The sequence below is a fragment of the Flavicella sediminum genome (genome assembly GCF_006381105.1).
In the GTDB taxonomy this organism is placed as follows: domain Bacteria; phylum Bacteroidota; class Bacteroidia; order Flavobacteriales; family Flavobacteriaceae; genus Flavicella; species Flavicella sediminum.
The window spans coordinates 552740-573383 of the sequence record NZ_VDET01000002.1 but is presented as its reverse complement, the minus strand read 5'-3'; the positions used below and the strand labels follow the sequence as shown (position 1 = coordinate 573383).

Here is a 20644-nt window from a genome sequence, read left to right as displayed (position 1 = left end):
GGTAAATCAGTTTTAAGGACTTTCTTCATAATTACAAAAATAGCTTTATTTTATCCAAAAATAGACTGAAATAGTATCGTTTTCTTTTTAGTAAACTTAAAAGTACAATTTTTTAGCATAGCATAAAAAAACGATTTTATTTAATTGCCAATTCTTCTTTCAAATCTGCTTTTTGGGGCTTGTTAAAAAATAGTTCGTAAATCATAAAACCAAAAACAACTAAATATTCCACAGCCACCAATGTTAAGTTTTCATGGTAACTGCTATCTGTATAGGCCGAGTAGCTTAAAATAATAAAGAAGCTCCAAACCAAAGGGAATTTATATCGGGTAAATAGACTTAAAAATAATGGAATGGCGATGTACCAAGGATGTACGATGGATGCCAAAGAATAATAAATAAGTATGGTGAATAGCAAAGAACTAAATAATATTGTAGGGTGTTGATTCTTTCTGAAAAAGCTAATTAGAAGCGTTGCTAGTATGACTAGGATAGGGGTGATTTTCCCTACAGATTGAATGATATTATAGCCTGTTACTTGGTAGCCAATTTCTCTAATTATATAATAAATACTAGCATTAAATTCGAAGTTTTGAAAGTACAAATGAATACTCGACATAAAATTATCAACTAAGGCTTGGCTTAAAAAAGGAATAAAAAATAAGAGATTCAAGCCACCCACAAGCACATAATAAAATACTGCTTTTTTAAAGCCTAATTTCTTTAAGAATACCGGCAAGAACAATAAGGGAATTAGTTTGACCGAAACGGAAAGCGCAAATAATAGAGCGGATAACACCCATTTGTTGGTAAACAGATAATACAATGAAGCTGCCAAGAAAAATAGCATGACTCCTTCAAAATGTAAATTCCCTGTCAGTTCCAAAATAACGAAAGGGTTTAATAAATAGAAAAATATTTGATGTTCAGATTGCTTAAAATGCCGCAGTAATTTTTTTCCGAAATAAAAAGTCCCAATATCTGCTGCTATAATGAGTAGGCGCATAACAATTGTACTTCCTACTAAATTTTTAGAAAACACAATAGCCGGAACCAAAAAAGTCAATTGATTGATAGGTGGGTAGCAGGTATAATGACTCCCATTCATACTTCCCATTCCTTTATATAACTCTTGTCCTTCAGGAACCAAACGTGTATTGGATTCAGGTAAATACAAATACGGATTTAGTCCTTCCCAAATCATACGGCCATCCCAAATAAAACGATAAAAATCATCAGATAAATTAGGCGTAGCAACTAATAAAATAAGTCGGAATAAAATAGCCGCTCCTAATAAAAAGGACGTGTTTTTTTTATTATCAACCACCAATTTTATAAAGGCAGTAAATAAAATGCTATACAGAAAAAGTAATTTTACAAATTCAGAACGATGCAAGTCGTAAGCAAAAACGGTATAAAAAATGATGGATACGAAAAGGAATAACCAAGTCGTTTTTTTTATATGTTGAAGCCCTAAATCCATTAGTTTTTTGAAAATACAGATTTAAAAAACACATAACCAAAGCCAAATACCAACATTAAATGAAAAGGAAGTAAACCAAAATCATAATTTTCAGAAGGTATTGCATTGGGTTTGCCAATGTATGCAACGAGTACAGAGCTTAGCGCTCCGAAAGCAAAGTATAAAGTAAGGAAGCCTTCAACAAAAACGCTTTTTTCTAATTTTTTTTGAATGTATTTATTTTTTTGCCACTTGTCTTTTAAGTTGAGCATGTTGAATTTGGGAGTTCTAACAAATTCACTTTTTTTACCCAAATGCCCTTCAGCAACGGCAATGCTATTGTGTAATGAAAATCCCATAGCTACAGAGAAAAACTTAAAGAACAAAACAAAATAATTGGCAAAACCTTTTACACCGCCTTGTTTCACTTCTTTGTACATATGCCAGTAACAGATAAAAAAGATTAAGGTACTTAGACCAAAGAAACTCATAGCAATAAAATAGATTTTTAAATCGTCAAAATAATTTTTTAGGTAAAGCATCGGAACACTTAAAACTCCGACAATTAACACATTTAAAAACATGGTGCTGTTTAATAAATGCAAAGCGGCATGAAGTTTTGTTCTAATGGGTATTTTTTTTGAGGATAAAATTCGCTTGATCATTTTTTGGAAATTCTCAGCACCACCTTTATTCCATCTAAATTGCTGAGATCTTGCAGCACTAATAGCCACAGGTAGTTCAGCTGGAGCAACTATATCTACTAAATATTTAAATTTCCAATCTTTTAATTGTGCTCTATAACTCAAGTCTAAGTCTTCTGTTAAGGTGTCGCCTTCCCAGTTGCCGGCATCCAGAATACACGTTTTTCTCCACAAACCGGCCGTTCCATTAAAATTAATAAAATGACCTCTGCTATTTCTTCCTACTTGTTCTAGGGTAAAATGTGCATCTAGGGCAAAAGCTTGAATTTGAGTTAATAAAGAATAATCTCTGTTGATATGTCCCCAGCGTGTTTGTACCACTCCTATTTTTTGATCCTTAAAATAAGGAACTGTTTTTTGCAGCCAATCTTCTTCTGGTAAAAAATCAGCATCAAAAATGGCAATGATTTCTCCTTTGGCAATTGTTAAACCTTCTTTTAAAGCACCTGCCTTAAAACCTGTTCGGTCGGTTCTTCTTATATGTTGAATGTTGTGTCCTAATGCTTGTAGTTTTTGAATTTGTTGAGCGGTACTCGCTACACTTTCATCCGTAGAATCATCTAGTACTTGAAATTCTAATCTGTTTTTGGGATAGTCGAGTTTGACAATATTGTCTAACAAGCGTTCCATTACATACAATTCATTGTATACCGGTAACTGAATAGTAACATAGGGGATTTCAGAACTGTTAGAAAGATCGTATTTCGGAGCTGTTTTGTTTTCTTTTTTAGATTTTTTTAAGTTGAGAAGTAAATTTAATTGCGCCAATGAAAAAAGAAAAATCAAAATAAGTGAGGCTATATAAACCAATAGAAGTCCATAGCCAATTGAAAATATAATTTGATTTGTTGTAATGAGTGAGATCATTATTTGAGACTGTATTTAAAAATCCAACTTAAAATTTTATAGCCCGCCATAAAAGTACCTTTAACCGTACCGGATACTTTTGAAACACCAATTCTATTTCTGTATTGCACAGGAATTTCTACATAAGTCATTTTTTGTTTCAAAGCTTTTAATTGCATTTCAACCGTCCAACCATAGGTTTTATCTTCCATATTCATGGCCAACAATTTATCGTATTTAATAGCTCTAAACGGACCTAAGTCGGTAAAATTGGCTTTGAAAAATAATTTCATTAAAAAAGTTGCCAACCAGTTTCCAAAAACTTGTTGTGGAGTCATAGCTCCATTTTGTCTATAGGCAGCTGTACGTGCTCCAATGACTAAATCAACTCCATCGTTTACAATAGGAGCTATTAGTTTTGTCAATTCTTCAGGGTAGTCAGAGTAATCACCATCTAAAAAAACAATAATTTCTGGCAGTTCTTTTTGTTGGCTAATATATTCCATGCCTTTTAAGCAGGCATAGCCATAGCCTTTTCGGGGCTCGTTTAAAACCGTAGCACCCGCTTCTTGGGCGTTTTTTACGGTAGCATCTGTTGAATTGTTATTGACAACAATTATTTCTGTTACCAAGTTTGGAATGTCTTTGACAACATTTGCAATAGCCTCTGCTTCATTATAAGCAGGAATAATAACTTTTATATGGGTCATAAAAGATCCGATAAATTATGTTCTTTTTCAAATTCTTTTAAATCTGTCCACTCCTTTATTTTGGTGTTTTGAACATATTTTTCGATTTTGAAAATTTTGTTGTTTTTATAGAAAAGACAAAAGCCGTCTATCTTATTTTTTTTGAACTGTTTTTTTGCTTCAAGGGTTTCTTTCTTTTTGTAAAATACCCACCAGTTTTCTCTTTGTCCGTTGTTAAAATGACCTTCTTCTTTTAGGCTGCCATTTGGGCTGTAAAAGTACCAATATTTATTAGGATTATTGTTTTTAAAATGGCCTTTCGAACTTAAAGTGCCATCAGAAAAATAAAACTTCCAATAATTATTTTTAGTGTTTTTCAACAGCCATCCTTCTTCTTTTAAAATACCATTTTTGTAATAGGCTTTATGGTACGTTTTGATCCCTTGACCATAGCTTGCAAGGCTAATAAAAACTAGGAAAAAGAAAAAGGACGGCTTCATGATTTATTTATTGTTTTTTATTAATTCTAATAAATCCACATCATTTCCTAACAAGGTTGGGTTTTGATCCAATCTGTTTTCTTCGGGACCATTTTCTAATTTTAAAACACCTCTAGGGCAAACTGCAGAACAAACACCACATCCTACACATGAGGATCGAACAATATTTTGGCCTTTTTGTGCATAGGAACGTACATCAATTCCTTGTTCGCAATAAGTAGAACAGTTTCCACAAGAAATGCATTGTCCACCATTTGTAGTAATTCTAAATCGCGATTTGAATTTTTGTACCAAGCCCATATATGCTGCTAACGGACAACCAAAACGACACCAAACTCTATTTCCTAATATTGGATAAAAACCGGTTCCAATAACTCCAGAAAATATAGAGCCAATTAAAAATCCATACGAACTTTGAATGTCGTAGGCAGAAAAACCAAAAGCAATTTCTTGCCAACTTTCAATTTCAGCAAAATAGGTATATAAAGTAAGACCAGTCATTCCCACTGCAAAAACTAAAACTCCATGAATTAACCAACGTTCTATTTTCCATGAAAATAAAGATTTACTCGATAATTGTCGGTAAGGATCTCCCAAAGTTTCCGCCAATCCACCACAACCGCAAACCCATGAACAGTACCATCTTTTACCAAAAAAGTAGACCATTACGGGAACAATTACTAAGGTCAATACAATTCCCCAAACCAACATAAATAGCCCAATCTGTCCTTGACCTAAAAGTCCCCAGTCTTTGTTTAAATCGAAAAACAAATCATAATCTAAGGGCCACGCATTTTTAAAGTCGAACCAAGGTTTGTTAAATGCAACTAATATTTCAGGAATTAAAAAGGCAAAGGCAATTTGGAAAAATAACACGACTGCTGTTCTAACCAATTGGTAGGCATTGTGTCTGTATTTAATAAACATTCTTACCGCAAAAACAGACATGACTGAGCAATACATAAAGCCATATAAAAACCACTGACTTGAAGGATTTCCGCTCAAACCTAAACTCACTTTGTTTACGGCTAAAATTGGGTTTACCAAATAATTTGGAAAGAAGTATAGTAATACATAAAAGCCAACAAAATAGGCAAAGGCAATCATTCCAATCCAGCCTCTATTGGTAGCAGCATGCTGCATAATTCCGTTATTTTTTATTCCTGCTGGTCCTAATAATTTATAGTCGGAACCAAATGCAATAACACCCCCTAATATGGCCAATCCAAATGTCAACCAAAAAAACAAACCTTGATTTTGTTGCGGCCATCCTGTAGCAGAGGCTCTTGCCAATGGGTAAATTAAATCTTTAGAGGTTTTGTTCCATTTCATCCAAATAATTTCATTCCATAAATCATTGATTTGAGCTTGGTAAGCTTGCACGCGTTTGTCAATGACTTGCTGTGCAATTTTTGTTTTTTTAGTTTGTTCAATTTTTTGTTGAAGTTCTGCTTGTAAATCGTAGGTATGCTGATTTGAAGCTGCGGCAATTTGCGTTATTTTGTTCGATAACTCAGACGCGCTTAATTCTTTGTTTACAATTTCTTGTTGTGCTTTCTCTACAAAAAAAGCACTTTTAATTTTTTGAGACGACCAAGTATCAAAAATTTCTTGTGAGACTTTGTTGGTTCCAGTAAATATACTTGAAGTAAAGATGATAAACCCAGTTAATGAGATGAGTAATCCTATGTTTTTAATTGTTTTCATGTGATGGGATTATGCTTTTAAAAAAATACGTTTCCAGCTTTTCGCTTTTACTTTTAGTTGTGTGTTGTTTTCTGAATTGAATTTTTCTAAAATTTCTTCTTCATGACTTGCAAAAAATTCAGGATCAAAGTTGGCGTCTTTTAAATGCAGCAATACTTCTTCAACGGTAGCCTTATTATTTAGCCAAGTATCAAAACGTTCATGTCGCAATCGGATACCAAAAGTGTTGATGCCTATAAATTCATGAGTGTTTTTGTCGTAATTTATATGAATACATTTTTTTCCTGACGCATGTTCCCAATAAAACCGATTTTCATTTTCTTTGGGCTGTGCCCATACCCAGCCGTAGGTTTGGTATTCTAAATCTATAAATTTAGCAGAGTTGAACCAATGCCCTGGATTGTATTCTTGAGGAGTGCCGCAAATAGTTCTTGCAACGGTTTCTCCCATCATTCTGCCGGTGTACCAAACAGCTTCAATAGGTCTTCTTTGTCCAATACCTTCATGCTGCTGAGCGCAATCGCCAATGGCATAAATATTTTTAATATTGGTTTGTAAAAGTCTGTCTACCAAAATTCCTCTACCCAATTCAACAGCGCTATTTTTTAAAAAATCTATATTAGGACTTACACCTGCTGTTAAACCAACAACAGAACATTCAATGGTTTCGCCTTTGTCGGTAACAATGGCTTTGGCATGTCCATTTTCATCCGAAAGAATTTCGACCAAATTGGTTTCTAGTCGCAAGTCTATGTGGTTTTCTAAAATTTCTTTATTAATCATTGCCGATTCTTCCCCAGGCAACACACCGTTCCAAAAACTAGATTCTCTCACTAAAAAAGTAACGGGAATATTTCTTGAATGTAGCATTTCAGCCATTTCAATTCCAATCAATCCACCACCAACTATAACGGCACGTTTGCAGTTTTTGCTGTTTTCTTCAAGTTTTTCAAGGTCTTGTTTCGAATACATTCCTTGTACACCTTTTAAATCTTGACCTGGCCAACCAAATTTATTGGGTTTAGATCCGGTGGCAATAATTAAATCATCATATGTAATTTCTGTACCATCACTTAAAAGCACTTTATTATTGGCGGCATCTACAGAAGAAACATACCCATTAAGCAAGTCGATATTGTTTTTTTTCCAAAACCAATTTTCATAAGGTTGGGTGTTTTCAAATTTCATATGTCCCATAAAAACATACATCAAAGCAGTTCTTGAAAAGAAATAATCAGATTCTGCAGAAATAACGGTGATTTTATGTTGACTTAATTTTCTGATATGCCTTGCAGCTGTAATACCAGAAACACCGTTGCCAATAATTAAAATGTGTTTCATGTTGCGATTTTGTAATTGAAGTTGATTAAATGTAAGCAAATTCTATGTGCTGGCATTTCAGTCGGAAGAATACGCTTGAAATTTCCCTGAATATTTAATTTAGAATAAATATAAATAAATAAGCTTTGTAAGGAATGTTTTTAGAAAGGTACTCTATAGGGGTAAAACTTTTGGGTATTCTAGACACCTACTTTAAATTTAAACAATGAAAAATAACTATGTATTTGCACTTTTAGTAGCGATAGTAATTAGCTTTAGCGCAACAGCGCAAGAGAGCAATATAAGAACCTATACACCTTCAAAATTATTGAAGCAAGGGCAGTGGGATGTAAAATGGTTCAATAATTTTTACAGCGAAACAGAAAATCCTTTTAGAAATAACAATGATCGTGAAAATTATTTCACCTCTACGTTTGAGATTTTTAGAGGGTTTTCAGAAAATTCACGTTTAAATTTTGGTTTGGTATTTAATGTAAAGTCCAATAATATTGGAGATAAAAGTTGGTTTTCTCCTTTGGAATTAAAAAATGAAACTGGAGTTTCTAGAGTCGGTTTGACCTCTATTGCACCGAGTGTGAGTTTTCAGCCTTTTAAAAATATTGGAAATTTTTCTATTCGCTCTTCTATATTTATTCCGTTGGTCGCCAATGAAACTGAAAATAATGTTTTTTTAGATAAAAATAGTTTTGTTTGGGACACCAAGTTCTTTTACGATTATACCTTACCTAGTGGTGATTTTCAAATTTTTACTGAAATTGATACGCAGTTAAATTTTGGGGATAAAGAAGAAGGTTTTGCCAACAATAGTTTAGGGCTTCCTGTAAGCGCTTTTTTGAGTTATTTTCCAACAAACAAGTCGACTATATATTTTCAAGCACAGCAATATTTTTTAATTGATTTGGGGAATGATTTTGGACAAGAATTTACGCAATTGGGAATTGGTGCTAAATATCAAATAAGCTCAAAAATTAATTTAGAAACCTCGTATACAAATTTTGTTCGTGGTTCAGATTCTGGTCTCGGAGAAACCATTAACTTTGGGTTGCGATTTTTATCTAACTAAATTAGAAATTTTTGATTCGAAACAGTTTCCTTTTTTTACTCATCATTATATCTTGTGCGGGTAGCGATACTTCACGAGATATAGTTGTTTTTAGCCAAAAAATTAATGGTCTTAGTTTTGTGGCTTCTAGAAATCATGTGGTTGCTGAAACGATTATTCCTGTTGTAAATTTGAATGCCAACTGGGTGACTTTAATGCCTTTTGGTTTTATGCCCAATGCCAATAGTGCTTCTTTAACTTTTGATCATGAACGACAATGGTGGGGAGAAAAGAAAGAAGGAGTAAAACAAGCTGGAAAAGTTTTTCAGGCGAAGGGTATAAAAAGAATGCTGAAACCTCAAATATGGATTCGTGGTGGTACTTTTACAGGAACAATTCAAATGAACTCGGAAAATGACTGGCAGGCCTTTGAAAAAAACTACGAAGCGTTTATTTTGGCCTACGCCGAAGTTGCAGCATCAGAAAATTTTGAACTTTTTTGTATCGGTACAGAATTGAATGCTTTTGTGGTAGCACGACCAAATTTTTGGAAACAAATAATTGTGAAAATAAAAAAAGTATATTCAGGCAAACTAACCTATGCAGCCAATTGGGACAGTTATCAAAACCCAACTTTTTGGAAAGATTTAGATTGTATTGGTATTGACGCCTATTTTCCATTGCATATAAATAAAACGGCAACAGTTAACGAATTGACAAAAGCGTGGGAACCTATAAAACGTGAAATAGCTAGCTATAGCAAAACACTTAAAAAATCAATTTTGTTTACGGAATTTGGATATCGAAGTGTTGATTTTACAGCGAAAGAACCATGGGAATCAAACACAGCAGGAGCTTACAATGTAGAAGCGCAAGAAAATGCCTTGCAAGCAATTTTCGAAACCTTTTGGCAAGAATCGTGGTTTGAAGGAGGTTTCTTATGGAAATGGTTTGATACTTACGAGAAGGCTGGAGGAGAAGGCCATACAGGATATACGATACAAAATAAAAAATCAGAATTGTTAGTCAAACAGCAATTTGAAAGAAACTAACTATGCATAAAATTATTACACTCTCTCTATTGTTTGTTTTTTCAGGAATGATAGGCTTTTCTCAAAATAATACTATTGAAAATTTTGAAATTTCTGGAAATAAAAAAATAAAAATGGCTTTTCTTAAAAGAGTCATCAACTTACAGGAAGGAAGTGTCTTGGATTCAGCAGTTGTAGAGCGAGATATTCGGTTTTTAAAACGATTGCCATCGGTTGCTAATGCAAGTTATACCATAGAGAAAAAACAAAATGGGCAATATCGGGTCGTTTATCAATTGGTAGAAAACTTCACCATTATTCCTTCATTTAATGTGTACACGTCTAATAATGGCGAGTTTGCCTATAGAATTGGACTTTCAGAATTTAATTTGTTTGGAAAGAATATGGTCTTTGGTGGTTTTTTTCAAAAGGATATTTACAATTCTTATGGAATTCATTTTAAAGCCCCTTATTTGTTTTCGAAAAAAATGGGCTTGTCCTTAGCTTACAAAGATTTTACCACGCAAGAACCTGTTTTTTTTGAACCTAGAAATCCTGTAGATTTTAAATACAACAATGTTTCCTATGAAGCCATGCTGTCCTATGAACTGGATATAAAAAACAAATTTGAAATAGGGGTAAATTTATTTACAGAAGATTACGAATTCAAACGAACAGAAGGAGATGAAAGACCGGATCCTCCAATAACTGAATTAATTACGGACAAACAGTTGTATAAATTTGTTTATGAGTATAATAATGTCAGCTATGATTATCAATATGTTTCAGGTTTTAAAAATATTTTTAATTACCAATATGTAACAACAAATGACGAAACCGCTTCTCCTAAATTTTCAATTGCTTGGAATGATTTCTTGTATTACAAACGCTATGGTGTTAGTGGGAATTTAGCCTGTCGTTTGCGTTTAGGCTTGGCAACAAATAACAATTCTCCCTTTGCGCCTTTTTCATTGGATAATAATGTAAATATTAGAGGTGTTGGAAATACCATTGATAGAGGAACAGGCGTGGTGGTATTAAACACAGAATATCGTCAAACTTTATTTGAGAGGAATTCTTTTAGTCTGCAAGGAAATGCTTTTGTAGATTCTGGTTCATGGAGAAATCCAGGAGGCGATTTAGGAGACTTTAGCCAGTCAGAAAACATTCGTGTGTTTTCAGGAGTCGGTTTGCGATTTATCCATAAAAAAATATTCAATGCTGTATTTAGAATAGATTACGGATTTGGACTTACTGAAAACACACAAGGAATGGTTTTTGGTATCGGACAGTATTTTTAATTAGCAACAGCCACCGCCATCATAATGATAGGTAGATTCACTAAAATAGATATCATCTCTTCCTAAAGCCTTAAGTGCTGCTGCGGTTTTATCGCAAATGGCTAAAGGTTGATTTTTTAATAGGGTATGACCTAAGCCGTCATCAAAATAATCTTCGTCACCATAATATATAGCAGCTTTTCCTGTAAAAATACACGGTCCATCTTCTGGCATTGGATCTTTTATAGCCGCCACTTCAATAGATTCTATATAAATCAATTCGTCCGTAGGATAATTTTTAGGATCTAAAATTCTGTACGGTTTTCTAGCTCTAATTTCTATGGTTCCAAAACCAGCATCTGTTAAGGCTTTTACATATTCTGCAATTGGTAAACTTCCACTCAAACACAAGGCACGCAATCGGTCGTCATTTCTTAAGGTTTCATTCATTGGCTGTTCACAGGTAGGGTCACTCATCACCAAACGTCCGTGTGGTTTTAGTACACGATACATCTCTTCGATGGCTTTTTTTAAGTCTTCTGCCTTAAAAATATTGAACAAGCAATTTTGAGCTGCTACATCAATACTGTTATCTGCTACATTTAAATTCAAAGCATCTCCTTTTACAAGCTCTACAAAATCACTTTTAAACCAAGAGTTTTGTTCTTCAGCAACTTTGAAGTTTTTTCTTGAGGCTTCCAGCATTTCATCTACAACATCAACACCTATAACACCTCCTTTTTGACGAGAGAAATAAGCAAATTGTAACAATTCCATACCGCCACCAACACCAACATATAATATTTTAGGATTGTTGCTCAAGTCTCTAGAATTGACGGTACTTCCGCAGCCGTAATTCATTTCTTGCATTATTTTTGGAATTTTTAATCCAGGTAACTCCCAAATAGGATTGGTGGTGCAGCATAATCCAACATCTGGCGTGAGTGCTGCTTCTTTGTAAAGGTTGTGTGTTGTATCTAAATAACTCATAATTTTTTGTATTTGTTACCCCGAACTTGTCGATAGGTACTAATTTATAGGCTTTTTATTAATTCTGTAAAAAGAATATTTAATTTGGGTTCTGCTTTGCCGGCCAATTCCATGATTTCAGGAATATTTATTGGAAGTAAATTATCAGGATCGCATGCATCTGTTAATACAGAAATAGCAACACAGGGTAATTCTAATTGGTTGGCGACAATAACCTCAGGTACTGTAGACATTCCTACAGCGTCTGCTCCAATAATTTTTAGGTATCTATATTCTGCTCGGGTTTCTAATTGAGGTCCCACAACGGCAGCATAAACCCCTTCATTTAAAGTGATATTTTTCGTGGCTGCTATTTCTTTTAATTTTGTGTTTAATTCTTTGGAATAAGGAGCGGACATATCCACAAAACGAGGCCCTAATTTTTCTATTCCTTTTTCCGCCAAAGGCGAACCTCCTTGCAAATTAATATGATCATCAATTAAAAATAAATCTCCTTTGGTATAATTCAAATTAATGGCACCAGCAGCATTTGAAATTAATAAATTCTGAACGCCTAGTTCTTTTAAAATTCGAATTGGAAAAGTAATTTCAGAAAAATTATAACCTTCGTACAAATGAAATCTTCCTTGGAGTGCAAGAACTTTTTTAGAACCCAATTCACCATAAATTAATTTTCCAGAATGGGATTCTACAGTAGCTAAAGGAAAGTTTGGAATATCGGCATAATCAATGCTAACTTCTGTTTTAATATGACCTGCTAATTGTCCCAAGCCTGTGCCAAGTACAATTCCTACAATTGGTTCTGTGATGTTTTTTGATCTAAGAAAAGCAACTGTTTCTTTAATTTTTTCAATCATTTTTATGGGATGATTATTTTTTTTGTAATTGTGTTTTTGTTTTGACTTATTTGAATAAAATAAATTCCTGTGCCTAAAGTGGCTAGGTCTATTCTGTTTTTTATTTCGGTTAAAATTACGGGTTTTTTAATGTTTTGCCCCGTTATGGAAAGGATATTTACCAAGGTGTTTTGAGCGTTAGGAAGCTCAATGAAAAGTTCTTTTTTATTTGCAATGGTTGGGTAAATGCGAAGATTTTGAAAGATTTCTTCTTTAACAGACAAATTACTGCAATCTGCTCCTTGGTTTGTTCCAAAAGTTCCTGTACCCCAATAATGGTTAAATTCTTTGCAATGAATAATAACATAAGTGTAGCTGGCTAAAGTTACTGCTGGATTCAGGTTTGTTAGATCGTAAGTTTGCGTTCCGTTAGCACTTTTTAGCAAGCCAAGATCTAGAGTGTTTGGGGTTTGAAGCACGCCACCAGGAGTATTCACCGTTGCCGATTCTGATAGATATACATGCAAGTCGGGACCTGCAGGAGTACTAAAATTACTGTCGAAGGACAAGGTTTTTGTTCCGTTTAGTAAAAAAGTTAAGGAAGCAGTTCCGTCTAAGGTATAATCGGGGCCGTCTTGAAATGGCGCTTCACGAAAACACTGCGCAAAGCTTAATTGATAGCTAAAGGCAAAAAAGAGAAAAAGTTTGGTAAAGAATTTCATGTTACAACAGGTTGTTTAACCATGAGTCGCTTTTTATGTCAGAAATTACATCAATATCATTGAGCTCCTCTAAATAATAGAGGCTGCCATTGTTTTTTAAATCTTTAGAAGTAGCACTTAGAACGGTTTCTGTACCCCAATTTTTATTTTCAAAAACTTCAGGAATCATACTTTTTAGACCTAGTAAATAATAGCCGCCGTCTTCCGAAGGACCTAAAACAGAAGTGTAATCGTTAAGTTTTTCAAATGCTTGTTCAATATGTTGTTGTTGCAAATCGTAGATGTCACTTCCAATAACAATGATTTTTTCAAAACCATTAGCAAAACCTTCCTGAAAAGCAGCTTTCATTCGGAAACCTAAATCCGTTCCTTGTTGTATTTTTTTTTGAAAATTAGCTGCAGTCCAAATATCGTTTTTCGGAATTTCTTCTGAATAAAAAACCCATTTGCTAACGGGAATATTTTCTGATATTTTTTTAGTGTGTAGCAGCAATTCAATGTAAATTTTCAGTGCTTTTTCTTCACCAATATCTTTTGCCAGTCTGCTTTTTACTTTTCCGAGTTCTGGATTTCGAGTAAATAAAATTAGTAAATTTTTAGTGCTCATAAATTTTTTCTCCTTTCAATAACCACTGACTCCATTCTTTTGAAAAAGTATGGACTTTGTTTGTAGCTTGGTTTTCTGAATCTATTACTTTTTTGGATTGATTTTTCCATTCAAAAATACCACCGTATAAATTGTAAACATTGGTATAACCTGCTTTTTTTAATTTTTCGGCAATGTCTTCAGAACGTATGCCTAAAGAACAATACACAACAATTTTTTGATCCTTGTCTTTAAGTAGTTTCTTTGTTTTTCTTAGCTTGAAATAATCATAGCCTACAAAAATAGCTTGTTCTATATGGCTTGTGTCAAATTCTTTTTTTTCTCTTGCATCTAAAAGAAGAAAATTATTTTTGTCTTCTTTGGCCAATTCTTCAACACTTATATATGGAATACTTTCACTATTGTGTTTTTGTAGTAATTCCTTTAATCCGTTTTGAGCCTTAGTGGATAGGCTGGATAAAAAAAGGAATAAAAAGATAAGTTTTATGTTCATAATTCTAGAATTTTATTGTTTTTCCTTGCAGAAGTTTTTCTGCTGCTGGTAAAATTTCCATATTGTCCCAAATACCGGTTTGCAAAGTGTTTGCATAGGTTAAAGGTAATTGGGCTTCTTTCATTAAGGCAATAGCTAATTTATAATTGTAATCTAAATTATGCTGTGAAATTTGGATCTTTTTTTCTTTAATTTCAAGAGTTGCATACCAAACTTTTGGAGATCCATCATTGGCAGGCATACCTATAGCGCCAGGGTTGAGCCAAGTTTTATCTTTGTGTGTTTCTGAAAAAGGCAATCCGCAATGGCCAGCAATAATAAAATCACTTTTACTAGCCTTAAAATTTTTAGATTTAACAGACCAGGGAGTCGATTTAAATATAAATTCCGAAACCTGATCATAAGCTCCATGTACAACGCTTATGTTTTTATTTGCATATTTAAATTGAAGATTGTTTGGCAGTGTTCTTAAAAATGCTAAAGAATTTGTAGACAGTTTTTTTTGAGCGTAAGGATACCACTGCGAAGAAAAAACATCACAACGAGAGCCTTCTGTAAAATTACAGCCGCAATTTTCTTGACCTTCATTTAATTGAATTTCAACATTTCCTAAAATACTATGTGCTCCCCATTTTTTTAATAGTTGAACGGTTTCTTCTGGCTGTGCACAATAGCCAATCAAATCTCCAGTACAAATACAATTTTCTGCAGGAATGTTTAAAATATGAGCCGTTTCAATCAATGCTTCTAAAGCTTGCAGGTTGCTGTACACTCCGCCAAAAAGGAGCAGTTTGTTGCTTTGGGTGCCTAGGTTTTTTATCTTTTTATCCATAGCGGTAATTTGTAAATAAGGATGCAACATAAGCTGCCCCAAATATTAATCCATAATAAAGAAGCGTATTTTCCTTTGGTGAAAATGAAGGATTCCGGAAAATAATTGAAAACGAGTAAGAAGCCAAAGATGATTCCGGTAAGCACACTTAAATAGAAACTGCTGCTTGTTGTTTTGTCGTTCCAAAATAAAAAAACAGGAGCCAATCCAATAACCATGGTTCCAGAAATAGTGGTTGCCGATAAAATTTCAGCATTAAAAAAAATGGGAAGTGTTCCTAAAACAGCAATGATAAGCATGGATATTCTTCCAAAAGAAATGCTTTTATGAATTTTTAAATCGATAGCAATTAATTTAGAAAAAGAAGAAAATGTAGAATCTAAAGTTGAAGCAGCTGAGGTAATCATGATAAAATTGATGACCAATAAAATTACGAGTCCAAATAGTTTTCCTACTTCCACGGCAGCCTGACCTGTCAACCCGTTTTGTTGTGCATAAATTCCTACAATACTAAATAGCACAATGCAAAGGCCGCCTAAAAGACTAGCCCACAAAAAACTTTTTAGTGTGACTTTTGGAGAGCTGATAAAAGCTCTATCGGTTAAAACGGGATCGTGAAAAGGATAACTAAACGATTGTAATATCGCAGCAAAAAATAAATTCAGCCCTAAATCAAAACTCCAAGTCCCTGAATACAGCACTTCTTTTGTAGAAAAATTGTCAGCAGAAAATAAATTCCACAAAATAACCGTTAACAAAACAGAAAACAAAATCATTTGAATGGCATCTGTAAAAATAGAACTGCTCAAACCACCTTTTAAGGTGTAAGCTAGTGTTAGGCTTGTAAAAATAACTATAGCCCAATAGTAAGTGGGACTTCCTTGAGCTCCAAAATACGAACCAATAACCATGGTATTGCTCCAAACTTCATTAAACAGACGAATGGCAATTAAAACAGAAAATAAGAGCATGGCATATTTTCCGAATTTCTGACTTATAAATTGGTGAATACTTTTAATACCTGCTTGGGTTCTCATTTTATAAATGATAATTCCTGCCACAGTAAAAGAAAGGTAATAACCCGCATAGGCAACTCCACCCACAATTCCGAATTCCAATCCTAAATTGGCGGCATTGGTAATACTTTTGGCAAAGATCCAAGAAATGACCAAGCTACCTGTTAAGACAAATATATTGGGTGCTTTGTTTTTACTAGAAGCCTTGTAAAAAGCATCGGTTGTTTTTACAAGGGGTGCTAAAAAAAAGAAAGCTAGACTAGATAGCAATACCAATCCCCATTGCCAAATTTCAATTTTCATACCTTAAGCAACAACTCCTTGGCAGCTTGAACCGGCACCGGCTGTACAGCCATAACAGTGATTTTTTAAAACGATAGTTCTTGTTGCCAACTCTTCTAAATTAAAATCTTTGATGTTTTTTGAACCTTTTCCTGAAATTGGTAAATGCAACATTTGATTGAAATCACAATCAAAGATAGTCCCATCAAAACGAACAGAAATCGTATTTCTACACATCACATTTTCTACAGCGGCTAGGTTGAAATTGTCAACCAACAAATGCATATAGTGCTCTACTTTGTCCTGATTTTTTAAGTCGGTTAAAAAACGACTGATTGGCATGTTGGTAATGGTGTACAAATTGTTAAAAACAACATCGAAATTCTTTTTCAACATTTCTTTGTAATCTCTTTCTAAGCCCATTTGGTCGCCAGGTAAAGAGGCACCACCAGGATTGTAAACCAAGTGTAATGTTAAATCACTTTCAACACCATATCCTAAGGTATTTAAAATTTGTAGTCCTTTAATAGAAGCTTCAAAAACACCTTCACCACGTTGTTTGTCTACATTTTCTATCGTGTAGCAAGGCATGGAAGCAATGACTTCTATTTTATGTTTTTTGAAAAATTCTGGAAGATAAGCATAGTCTTCGTGGAAAGTTAAAATAGTTAAGTTGCTACGAACAATTATTTTTACATTTCTCTTAGAGATTTCTTCGACAAACCACTTAAAATCAGGATGGATTTCTGGTGCACCTCCTGTTAAATCTACCGTATGAAAATTACCTTCATCCAAAGCAGCCAAACAAGCATTCATGGTTTCTAAGGTCATCAATTCTTTTCTAGCAGGACCTGCATTTACATGACAGTGGTTGCAAATTTGATTGCACAAATAACCTACATTAATTTGTAAAATATCTAATCCTGTAGGTTTTAATGGGGTGAAATTGTATTTCTGTAGTTTGTCGGTAAAACTTTCGATAGCTACATTTTCTAAATATTTTATTTCCTCTAAAGCTTTTTTTCTTTTCACTTCCGTCACCGGACTTCTTTTTGCTTTGGCTAAAGTGGCTTGTACTTTATTGTAAAGTGTAATTTGATCTTCTTCTGTATAGGTGCTCATTAAGGATGAGTTTTTGTTTTTTTAGGGGAATTTATTATGTAATTATAAAAGGAAACATTTTCGATTTATTCATTTAAATTCCAATTGTAGTCTAGGTAACGTACTTTTGCTTTTTTACTGATTGGAGTTTTAGAATATTTACTGATATAAGAAACAAGGTTTCCGTTTTGAGTAAAATCAGCTTGGTACCATTCAAATATTTTGGATAAGGTAATTTTCTTTTCGGTGATATTATTTCTCTGAGGATCGTTTACAAAAGACACCATTAATTTTTCTAAAGTGGCTTCAATGTTTTTTTCTGTAAAAGCAAAATTTGCAATTGGGGGACACGAAAACGAAGCACAATTTACACCCACATGAATTCTTGGATCTTTATAGTTTTTACGTAAAATTTCGTGTTCAATTTCATTTAAAGTCAATGTTTTTCCACCAACAGTCGCAATAGGAGCATGCCAGGCATCTTTTCCTTTTAAACGGATGTCCATGATACTTTTTACAGGGTAATGATCCGTAATTAATTTGATGGTATACGCATTGTAGGCGTTGATCCAAAAGGCTTTTACTGCATTGTCTGACCAACTTTTAGCAGGCGTTGTTTTTTTTAGGTAATCAATATAATGCGCTAAGTGATGTTTGTTTTTAATAATTCCTTGGTAATTAACAACACCTTCGTTGCTAATGTTTTCTTTTAACAAAGAATCAAAATGTGCTACTTGAGCAGAAAGTTGACTCGTAAATAATAGGAGGATTATAGCGTATAGGTGAAGCTTCATTGTAAGGTGTTTTTAAAATATAACTAGTTGGACGAAGAAGGGATAAATTGATTACAGAAGAACGAAATTAATTCATTGTTATTTCTTCATGCGCTTGTAAATGGAATCTTTTTCTTAAAATAAAAACGCCTAAATACAGGAAAGGAGTGTCTAGGGCAGCAACCAATATTTTAAATAAAAATCCGCTTAAAAGTAAACTTCCAAATACATCCCAAGATAGAATTTCAAAAACACATAATAAAGTTACAACGGTTAAAGTATCTATAAATTGAGAAGTAAAGGTTGAAAAATTATTTCGCAACCACAGGTGTTTACCAGCTGTTTTTTGTTTCCAAAAGTGGTAAATTTTTATGTCAATAAATTGAGCAAATAAATAAGCGAGCATGGAGGCTAAAACCGCAACAGGTGAGAAACCAAATACTTTGGTGTAAAGGTCATTATTTACAGGCGACCAAGAAGTAGCATTGGTGTAATTTCCTATGAGGACAATGAGAATAGAGAAAAAGGAAGCAAATATTCCGGTAATCACCACTTGGTTGGCTTTTTTCTTTCCGTAGATTTCTGAAATTAAATCGGTAATTAAAAAGGTAATTGGGTAAGGAAGTAAGCCTACAGATATTTCAAAAGGAAACCACCCGAAAGGATTCCAAAGAAAAAATTTCTGAAAAATTAAATTAGAGACAACCAAGGAAGTGATAAACAGCGACGCTAGAATTAAATAAATTTTAGAGGCTAGTAATTGGTCTTTTAAATTCATGGTTCTATTGTTGTTACGAAGGTAAATAAAAAGGTAAGACGATTATAGCTGTTTTTTAAACCTCTTCTTTGATTTTAGAAAGAATATCAATTGCTTCATTTTTGCTTTTGATATTTAGCTTCTGGTAAATATTACGAATATGGTATTTTACGGTATTTAATGAAATAAACAGTTCGTCTCCTATTCTTTTATTGGTATACCCTTTAAAAATTAAGAGAAGTACATCTGCCTCTCTTTCAGATAAATTATTTTCAGAAACTAAAACTTCTATATTCGTTTCACTAGGGTTACTACTGTTACTTTCTAAAAAATTTATTTTATGTAAATATTCCTGTATTGCTGTTTTAAATTGGTGATTTTCTTTTTGTAATATTTTTACTCTGTAGGTAATAGCATAGGTTAAAATCAGCATTTCAAACAGCGCACCAAATTTTACGGTTTTTAAAGAAACAGTGAATGTATTTAAGCCCCAATTAAGTGGTACAATAAATAGGACAGATGAAAATAAGATTAAAGAATATCCAACGACAAAGAATCTTGAGAATTTGTATTTCTTGGAGATGATGATACCAATTCCCCAATAATGGAGTAGTACTAGCATTGAGAAAGTGTCTCCTATGGCGACAAATAAAAATTTATTTGTGGGAAAAAATAGCAGATAACTACACATTGTAATAAAAAGTAAGAAGACTCCTGTTTTATTGCTTTTAGGTAAATAATAATTGATATTCAAAAATTGATTTGCAAATAAAGCCCCAGAAAAGCTTACGAAAAAGTGTGTTAAAACTCTGCCATACCTCGAAAAAAAGTTAGGTATTATCGTGTTTAATAATCCATCATAATCTAAAATAATGATTGTAATTACAATTAAAAAAAAACAGTAATACAGAAAAGTTTTGTCTTTTAAGGAAATGTAGAAGAAGAGGTTTACGATAAAGACCATCAATACAAATCCATAATAGGCGCCATTTATAAAATAGCTATATTTAGCTTCTAGTTGCCCTTGCTCATAGGTTTTCAGTTGCAATGGGAAATAAACTTCATTGTCAAATTGCACTCTTAAATAATAAACTGGATTTTCAAATTTAGAATTTACTAACAAAGAGAAATGGGTTTTGTCTAATTCTTTATACGGAACGATTTTGGAATTTTGAAAGACAGTAATTTTAGTAATATTACTTCCTAACAAATCGAAAACAATAAGTTTATTTAGAACATCTTCATTTAAAATTACTTTGAACCAATAAAGCCCATTTTCAAATCCAATATTTGGACTTTCTAATGGTTTTAGTTTTTTCTCTGAAATAGAATGAATTGTTTCTGTATTGGAAAAGTCCTTCGAATAAGAAATTGAAAAATCTAAATCTGCTTCCATTTTTGCATCCGCACAAGAATAAAAAGAAATTATTAGAAAGATGGATGAAAAATATAGAATAGCCTTTTTCAATATGAAGAATGAGTTTTATTGTTTTGAGATTGAGCAAAGCTACTCTTTTTAATTTACTTGATTTAGGTATTAGTTTAACGGTTTTGACTAAAACTACCCCTTGTGGGTGGGAAGAAAAGTATTGAAGGAGCCTATGTTTGCAAAGGTTTGTCAATTACATTTATT

Annotated in this window: 20 protein-coding genes; 3 read left to right on the top strand and 17 right to left on the bottom strand. The window is 33.2% G+C overall.

All coding sequences use genetic code 11. The features are described from left to right. Positions 1-136: 136 nt before the first annotated feature. The 6 genes from FGM02_RS02950 to FGM02_RS02925 are packed head-to-tail and all read right to left on the bottom strand — an operon-like array spanning position 137 to position 7249. Positions 137-1483: a glycosyltransferase 87 family protein gene (locus tag FGM02_RS02950; RefSeq protein WP_139956790.1), complete on the bottom strand. Its 1347-nt coding sequence runs from the start codon at positions 1481-1483 to the stop codon at positions 137-139. Next, on the bottom strand, positions 1483-3033 hold the full coding sequence (locus tag FGM02_RS02945; RefSeq protein ID WP_139956788.1) for a cellulose synthase family protein: 1551 nt from the start codon (positions 3031-3033) through the stop codon (positions 1483-1485). The genes FGM02_RS02950 and FGM02_RS02945 overlap by 1 nt, the downstream gene beginning before the upstream one ends. Then, positions 3033-3722 (bottom strand): glycosyltransferase family 2 protein, encoded by a 690-nt coding sequence (locus FGM02_RS02940; protein ID WP_139956786.1) that lies wholly within the window; start codon positions 3720-3722, stop codon positions 3033-3035. The genes FGM02_RS02945 and FGM02_RS02940 overlap by 1 nt, the downstream gene beginning before the upstream one ends. Next, positions 3719-4201: a toxin-antitoxin system YwqK family antitoxin gene (locus tag FGM02_RS02935; RefSeq protein WP_139956784.1), complete on the bottom strand. Its 483-nt coding sequence runs from the start codon at positions 4199-4201 to the stop codon at positions 3719-3721. Before FGM02_RS02935 ends, FGM02_RS02940 begins: the two co-directional genes overlap by 4 nt. A gap of 3 nt (positions 4202-4204) precedes the next feature. Next, on the bottom strand, positions 4205-5908 hold the full coding sequence (locus FGM02_RS02930) for a 4Fe-4S binding protein (protein ID WP_139956782.1): 1704 nt from the start codon (positions 5906-5908) through the stop codon (positions 4205-4207). Between the two features lie 9 nt (positions 5909-5917). After that, positions 5918-7249: an NAD(P)/FAD-dependent oxidoreductase gene (locus FGM02_RS02925; RefSeq protein ID WP_139956780.1), complete on the bottom strand. Its 1332-nt coding sequence runs from the start codon at positions 7247-7249 to the stop codon at positions 5918-5920. 205 nt (positions 7250-7454) lie between these two features. Between FGM02_RS02925 and FGM02_RS02920 the strand changes: the two genes are divergently transcribed. From FGM02_RS02920 to FGM02_RS02910, 3 genes are read left to right on the top strand one after another with little or no spacing between them, the layout of a single operon-like run. Then, a complete protein-coding gene (locus FGM02_RS02920) occupies positions 7455-8312 on the top strand; it encodes a hypothetical protein (RefSeq protein ID WP_139956778.1) in 858 nt (285 codons plus the stop codon). An 11-nt stretch (positions 8313-8323) separates the two neighbouring features. Continuing rightward, positions 8324-9343: a glycoside hydrolase family 113 gene (locus FGM02_RS02915; protein WP_243739340.1), complete on the top strand. Its 1020-nt coding sequence runs from the start codon at positions 8324-8326 to the stop codon at positions 9341-9343. Positions 9344-9345: 2 nt separating this feature from the next. After that, entirely contained in the window at positions 9346-10623 is a 1278-nt protein-coding gene (locus FGM02_RS02910) for a POTRA domain-containing protein (protein ID WP_139956776.1), read from the top strand. Here FGM02_RS02910 and arsM read toward each other — a convergent pair whose 3' ends face one another. From arsM to FGM02_RS02855, 11 genes are all read right to left on the bottom strand, one after another. Next, entirely contained in the window at positions 10624-11592 is a 969-nt protein-coding gene (arsM, locus tag FGM02_RS02905) for an arsenosugar biosynthesis arsenite methyltransferase ArsM (RefSeq protein WP_139956774.1), read from the bottom strand. It lies immediately after the preceding gene. 44 nt (positions 11593-11636) lie between these two features. Continuing rightward, positions 11637-12449, bottom strand: a complete 813-nt coding sequence (locus tag FGM02_RS02900) for a purine-nucleoside phosphorylase (protein ID WP_139956772.1) — start codon at positions 12447-12449, stop codon at positions 11637-11639. Between the two features lie 2 nt (positions 12450-12451). After that, positions 12452-13150: a DM13 domain-containing protein gene (locus tag FGM02_RS02895; protein WP_139956770.1), complete on the bottom strand. Its 699-nt coding sequence runs from the start codon at positions 13148-13150 to the stop codon at positions 12452-12454. A gap of 1 nt (position 13151) precedes the next feature. Next, entirely contained in the window at positions 13152-13757 is a 606-nt protein-coding gene (locus tag FGM02_RS02890) for a TIGR04282 family arsenosugar biosynthesis glycosyltransferase (RefSeq protein WP_139956768.1), read from the bottom strand. Next, positions 13747-14250 carry a rhodanese-like domain-containing protein gene (locus tag FGM02_RS02885; RefSeq protein WP_139956766.1) on the bottom strand — a complete coding sequence of 168 codons (504 nt, stop codon included), beginning with the start codon at positions 14248-14250 and terminating at the stop codon, positions 13747-13749. Before FGM02_RS02885 ends, FGM02_RS02890 begins: the two co-directional genes overlap by 11 nt. Positions 14251-14254: 4 nt before the next feature. Next, positions 14255-15082 carry a metallophosphoesterase family protein gene (locus tag FGM02_RS02880; protein ID WP_139956764.1) on the bottom strand — a complete coding sequence of 276 codons (828 nt, stop codon included), beginning with the start codon at positions 15080-15082 and terminating at the stop codon, positions 14255-14257. Beyond that, positions 15067-16401, bottom strand: coding sequence for a sodium:solute symporter family transporter (locus FGM02_RS02875; protein WP_139956762.1), 1335 nt, complete (start codon positions 16399-16401; stop codon positions 15067-15069). The genes FGM02_RS02880 and FGM02_RS02875 overlap by 16 nt, the downstream gene beginning before the upstream one ends. 3 nt (positions 16402-16404) lie before the next feature. Further along, positions 16405-17502 carry an arsenosugar biosynthesis radical SAM (seleno)protein ArsS gene (gene arsS, locus FGM02_RS02870; protein WP_139956760.1) on the bottom strand — a complete coding sequence of 366 codons (1098 nt, stop codon included), beginning with the start codon at positions 17500-17502 and terminating at the stop codon, positions 16405-16407. A gap of 65 nt (positions 17503-17567) precedes the next feature. Next, positions 17568-18275, bottom strand: coding sequence for a DUF547 domain-containing protein (locus FGM02_RS02865; protein WP_139956758.1), 708 nt, complete (start codon positions 18273-18275; stop codon positions 17568-17570). A gap of 67 nt (positions 18276-18342) precedes the next feature. Further along, complete coding sequence (locus FGM02_RS02860; protein ID WP_139956756.1) at positions 18343-19032, bottom strand: queuosine precursor transporter; 690 nt, start codon at positions 19030-19032, stop codon at positions 18343-18345. 55 nt (positions 19033-19087) lie between these two features. Further along, positions 19088-20407 (bottom strand): 7TM diverse intracellular signaling domain-containing protein, encoded by a 1320-nt coding sequence (locus FGM02_RS02855; protein WP_139956754.1) that lies wholly within the window; start codon positions 20405-20407, stop codon positions 19088-19090. Positions 20408-20644: the final 237 nt, after the last annotated feature.

Bases quoted from the DNA above. Each gene is read 5' to 3' on its own strand.
- FGM02_RS02950 (WP_139956790.1), bottom strand. From the start codon at position 1,483: ATGGATTTAGGGCTTCAACATATAAAAAAAACGACTTGGTTATTCCTT.
- FGM02_RS02945 (WP_139956788.1), bottom strand. From the start codon at position 3,033: ATGATCTCACTCATTACAACAAATCAAATTATATTTTCAATTGGCTAT.
- FGM02_RS02940 (WP_139956786.1), bottom strand. From the start codon at position 3,722: ATGACCCATATAAAAGTTATTATTCCTGCTTATAATGAAGCAGAGGCT.
- FGM02_RS02935 (WP_139956784.1), bottom strand. From the start codon at position 4,201: ATGAAGCCGTCCTTTTTCTTTTTCCTAGTTTTTATTAGCCTTGCAAGC.
- FGM02_RS02930 (WP_139956782.1), bottom strand. From the start codon at position 5,908: ATGAAAACAATTAAAAACATAGGATTACTCATCTCATTAACTGGGTTT.
- FGM02_RS02925 (WP_139956780.1), bottom strand. From the start codon at position 7,249: ATGAAACACATTTTAATTATTGGCAACGGTGTTTCTGGTATTACAGCT.
- FGM02_RS02920 (WP_139956778.1), top strand. From the start codon at position 7,455: ATGAAAAATAACTATGTATTTGCACTTTTAGTAGCGATAGTAATTAGC.
- FGM02_RS02910 (WP_139956776.1), top strand. From the start codon at position 9,346: ATGCATAAAATTATTACACTCTCTCTATTGTTTGTTTTTTCAGGAATG.
- arsM (WP_139956774.1), bottom strand. From the start codon at position 11,592: ATGAGTTATTTAGATACAACACACAACCTTTACAAAGAAGCAGCACTC.
- FGM02_RS02900 (WP_139956772.1), bottom strand. From the start codon at position 12,449: ATGATTGAAAAAATTAAAGAAACAGTTGCTTTTCTTAGATCAAAAAAC.
- FGM02_RS02895 (WP_139956770.1), bottom strand. From the start codon at position 13,150: ATGAAATTCTTTACCAAACTTTTTCTCTTTTTTGCCTTTAGCTATCAA.
- FGM02_RS02890 (WP_139956768.1), bottom strand. From the start codon at position 13,757: ATGAGCACTAAAAATTTACTAATTTTATTTACTCGAAATCCAGAACTC.
- FGM02_RS02885 (WP_139956766.1), bottom strand. From the start codon at position 14,250: ATGAACATAAAACTTATCTTTTTATTCCTTTTTTTATCCAGCCTATCC.
- FGM02_RS02880 (WP_139956764.1), bottom strand. From the start codon at position 15,082: ATGGATAAAAAGATAAAAAACCTAGGCACCCAAAGCAACAAACTGCTC.
- FGM02_RS02875 (WP_139956762.1), bottom strand. From the start codon at position 16,401: ATGAAAATTGAAATTTGGCAATGGGGATTGGTATTGCTATCTAGTCTA.
- arsS (WP_139956760.1), bottom strand. From the start codon at position 17,502: ATGAGCACCTATACAGAAGAAGATCAAATTACACTTTACAATAAAGTA.
- FGM02_RS02865 (WP_139956758.1), bottom strand. From the start codon at position 18,275: ATGAAGCTTCACCTATACGCTATAATCCTCCTATTATTTACGAGTCAA.
- FGM02_RS02860 (WP_139956756.1), bottom strand. From the start codon at position 19,032: ATGAATTTAAAAGACCAATTACTAGCCTCTAAAATTTATTTAATTCTA.
- FGM02_RS02855 (WP_139956754.1), bottom strand. From the start codon at position 20,407: ATGGAAGCAGATTTAGATTTTTCAATTTCTTATTCGAAGGACTTTTCC.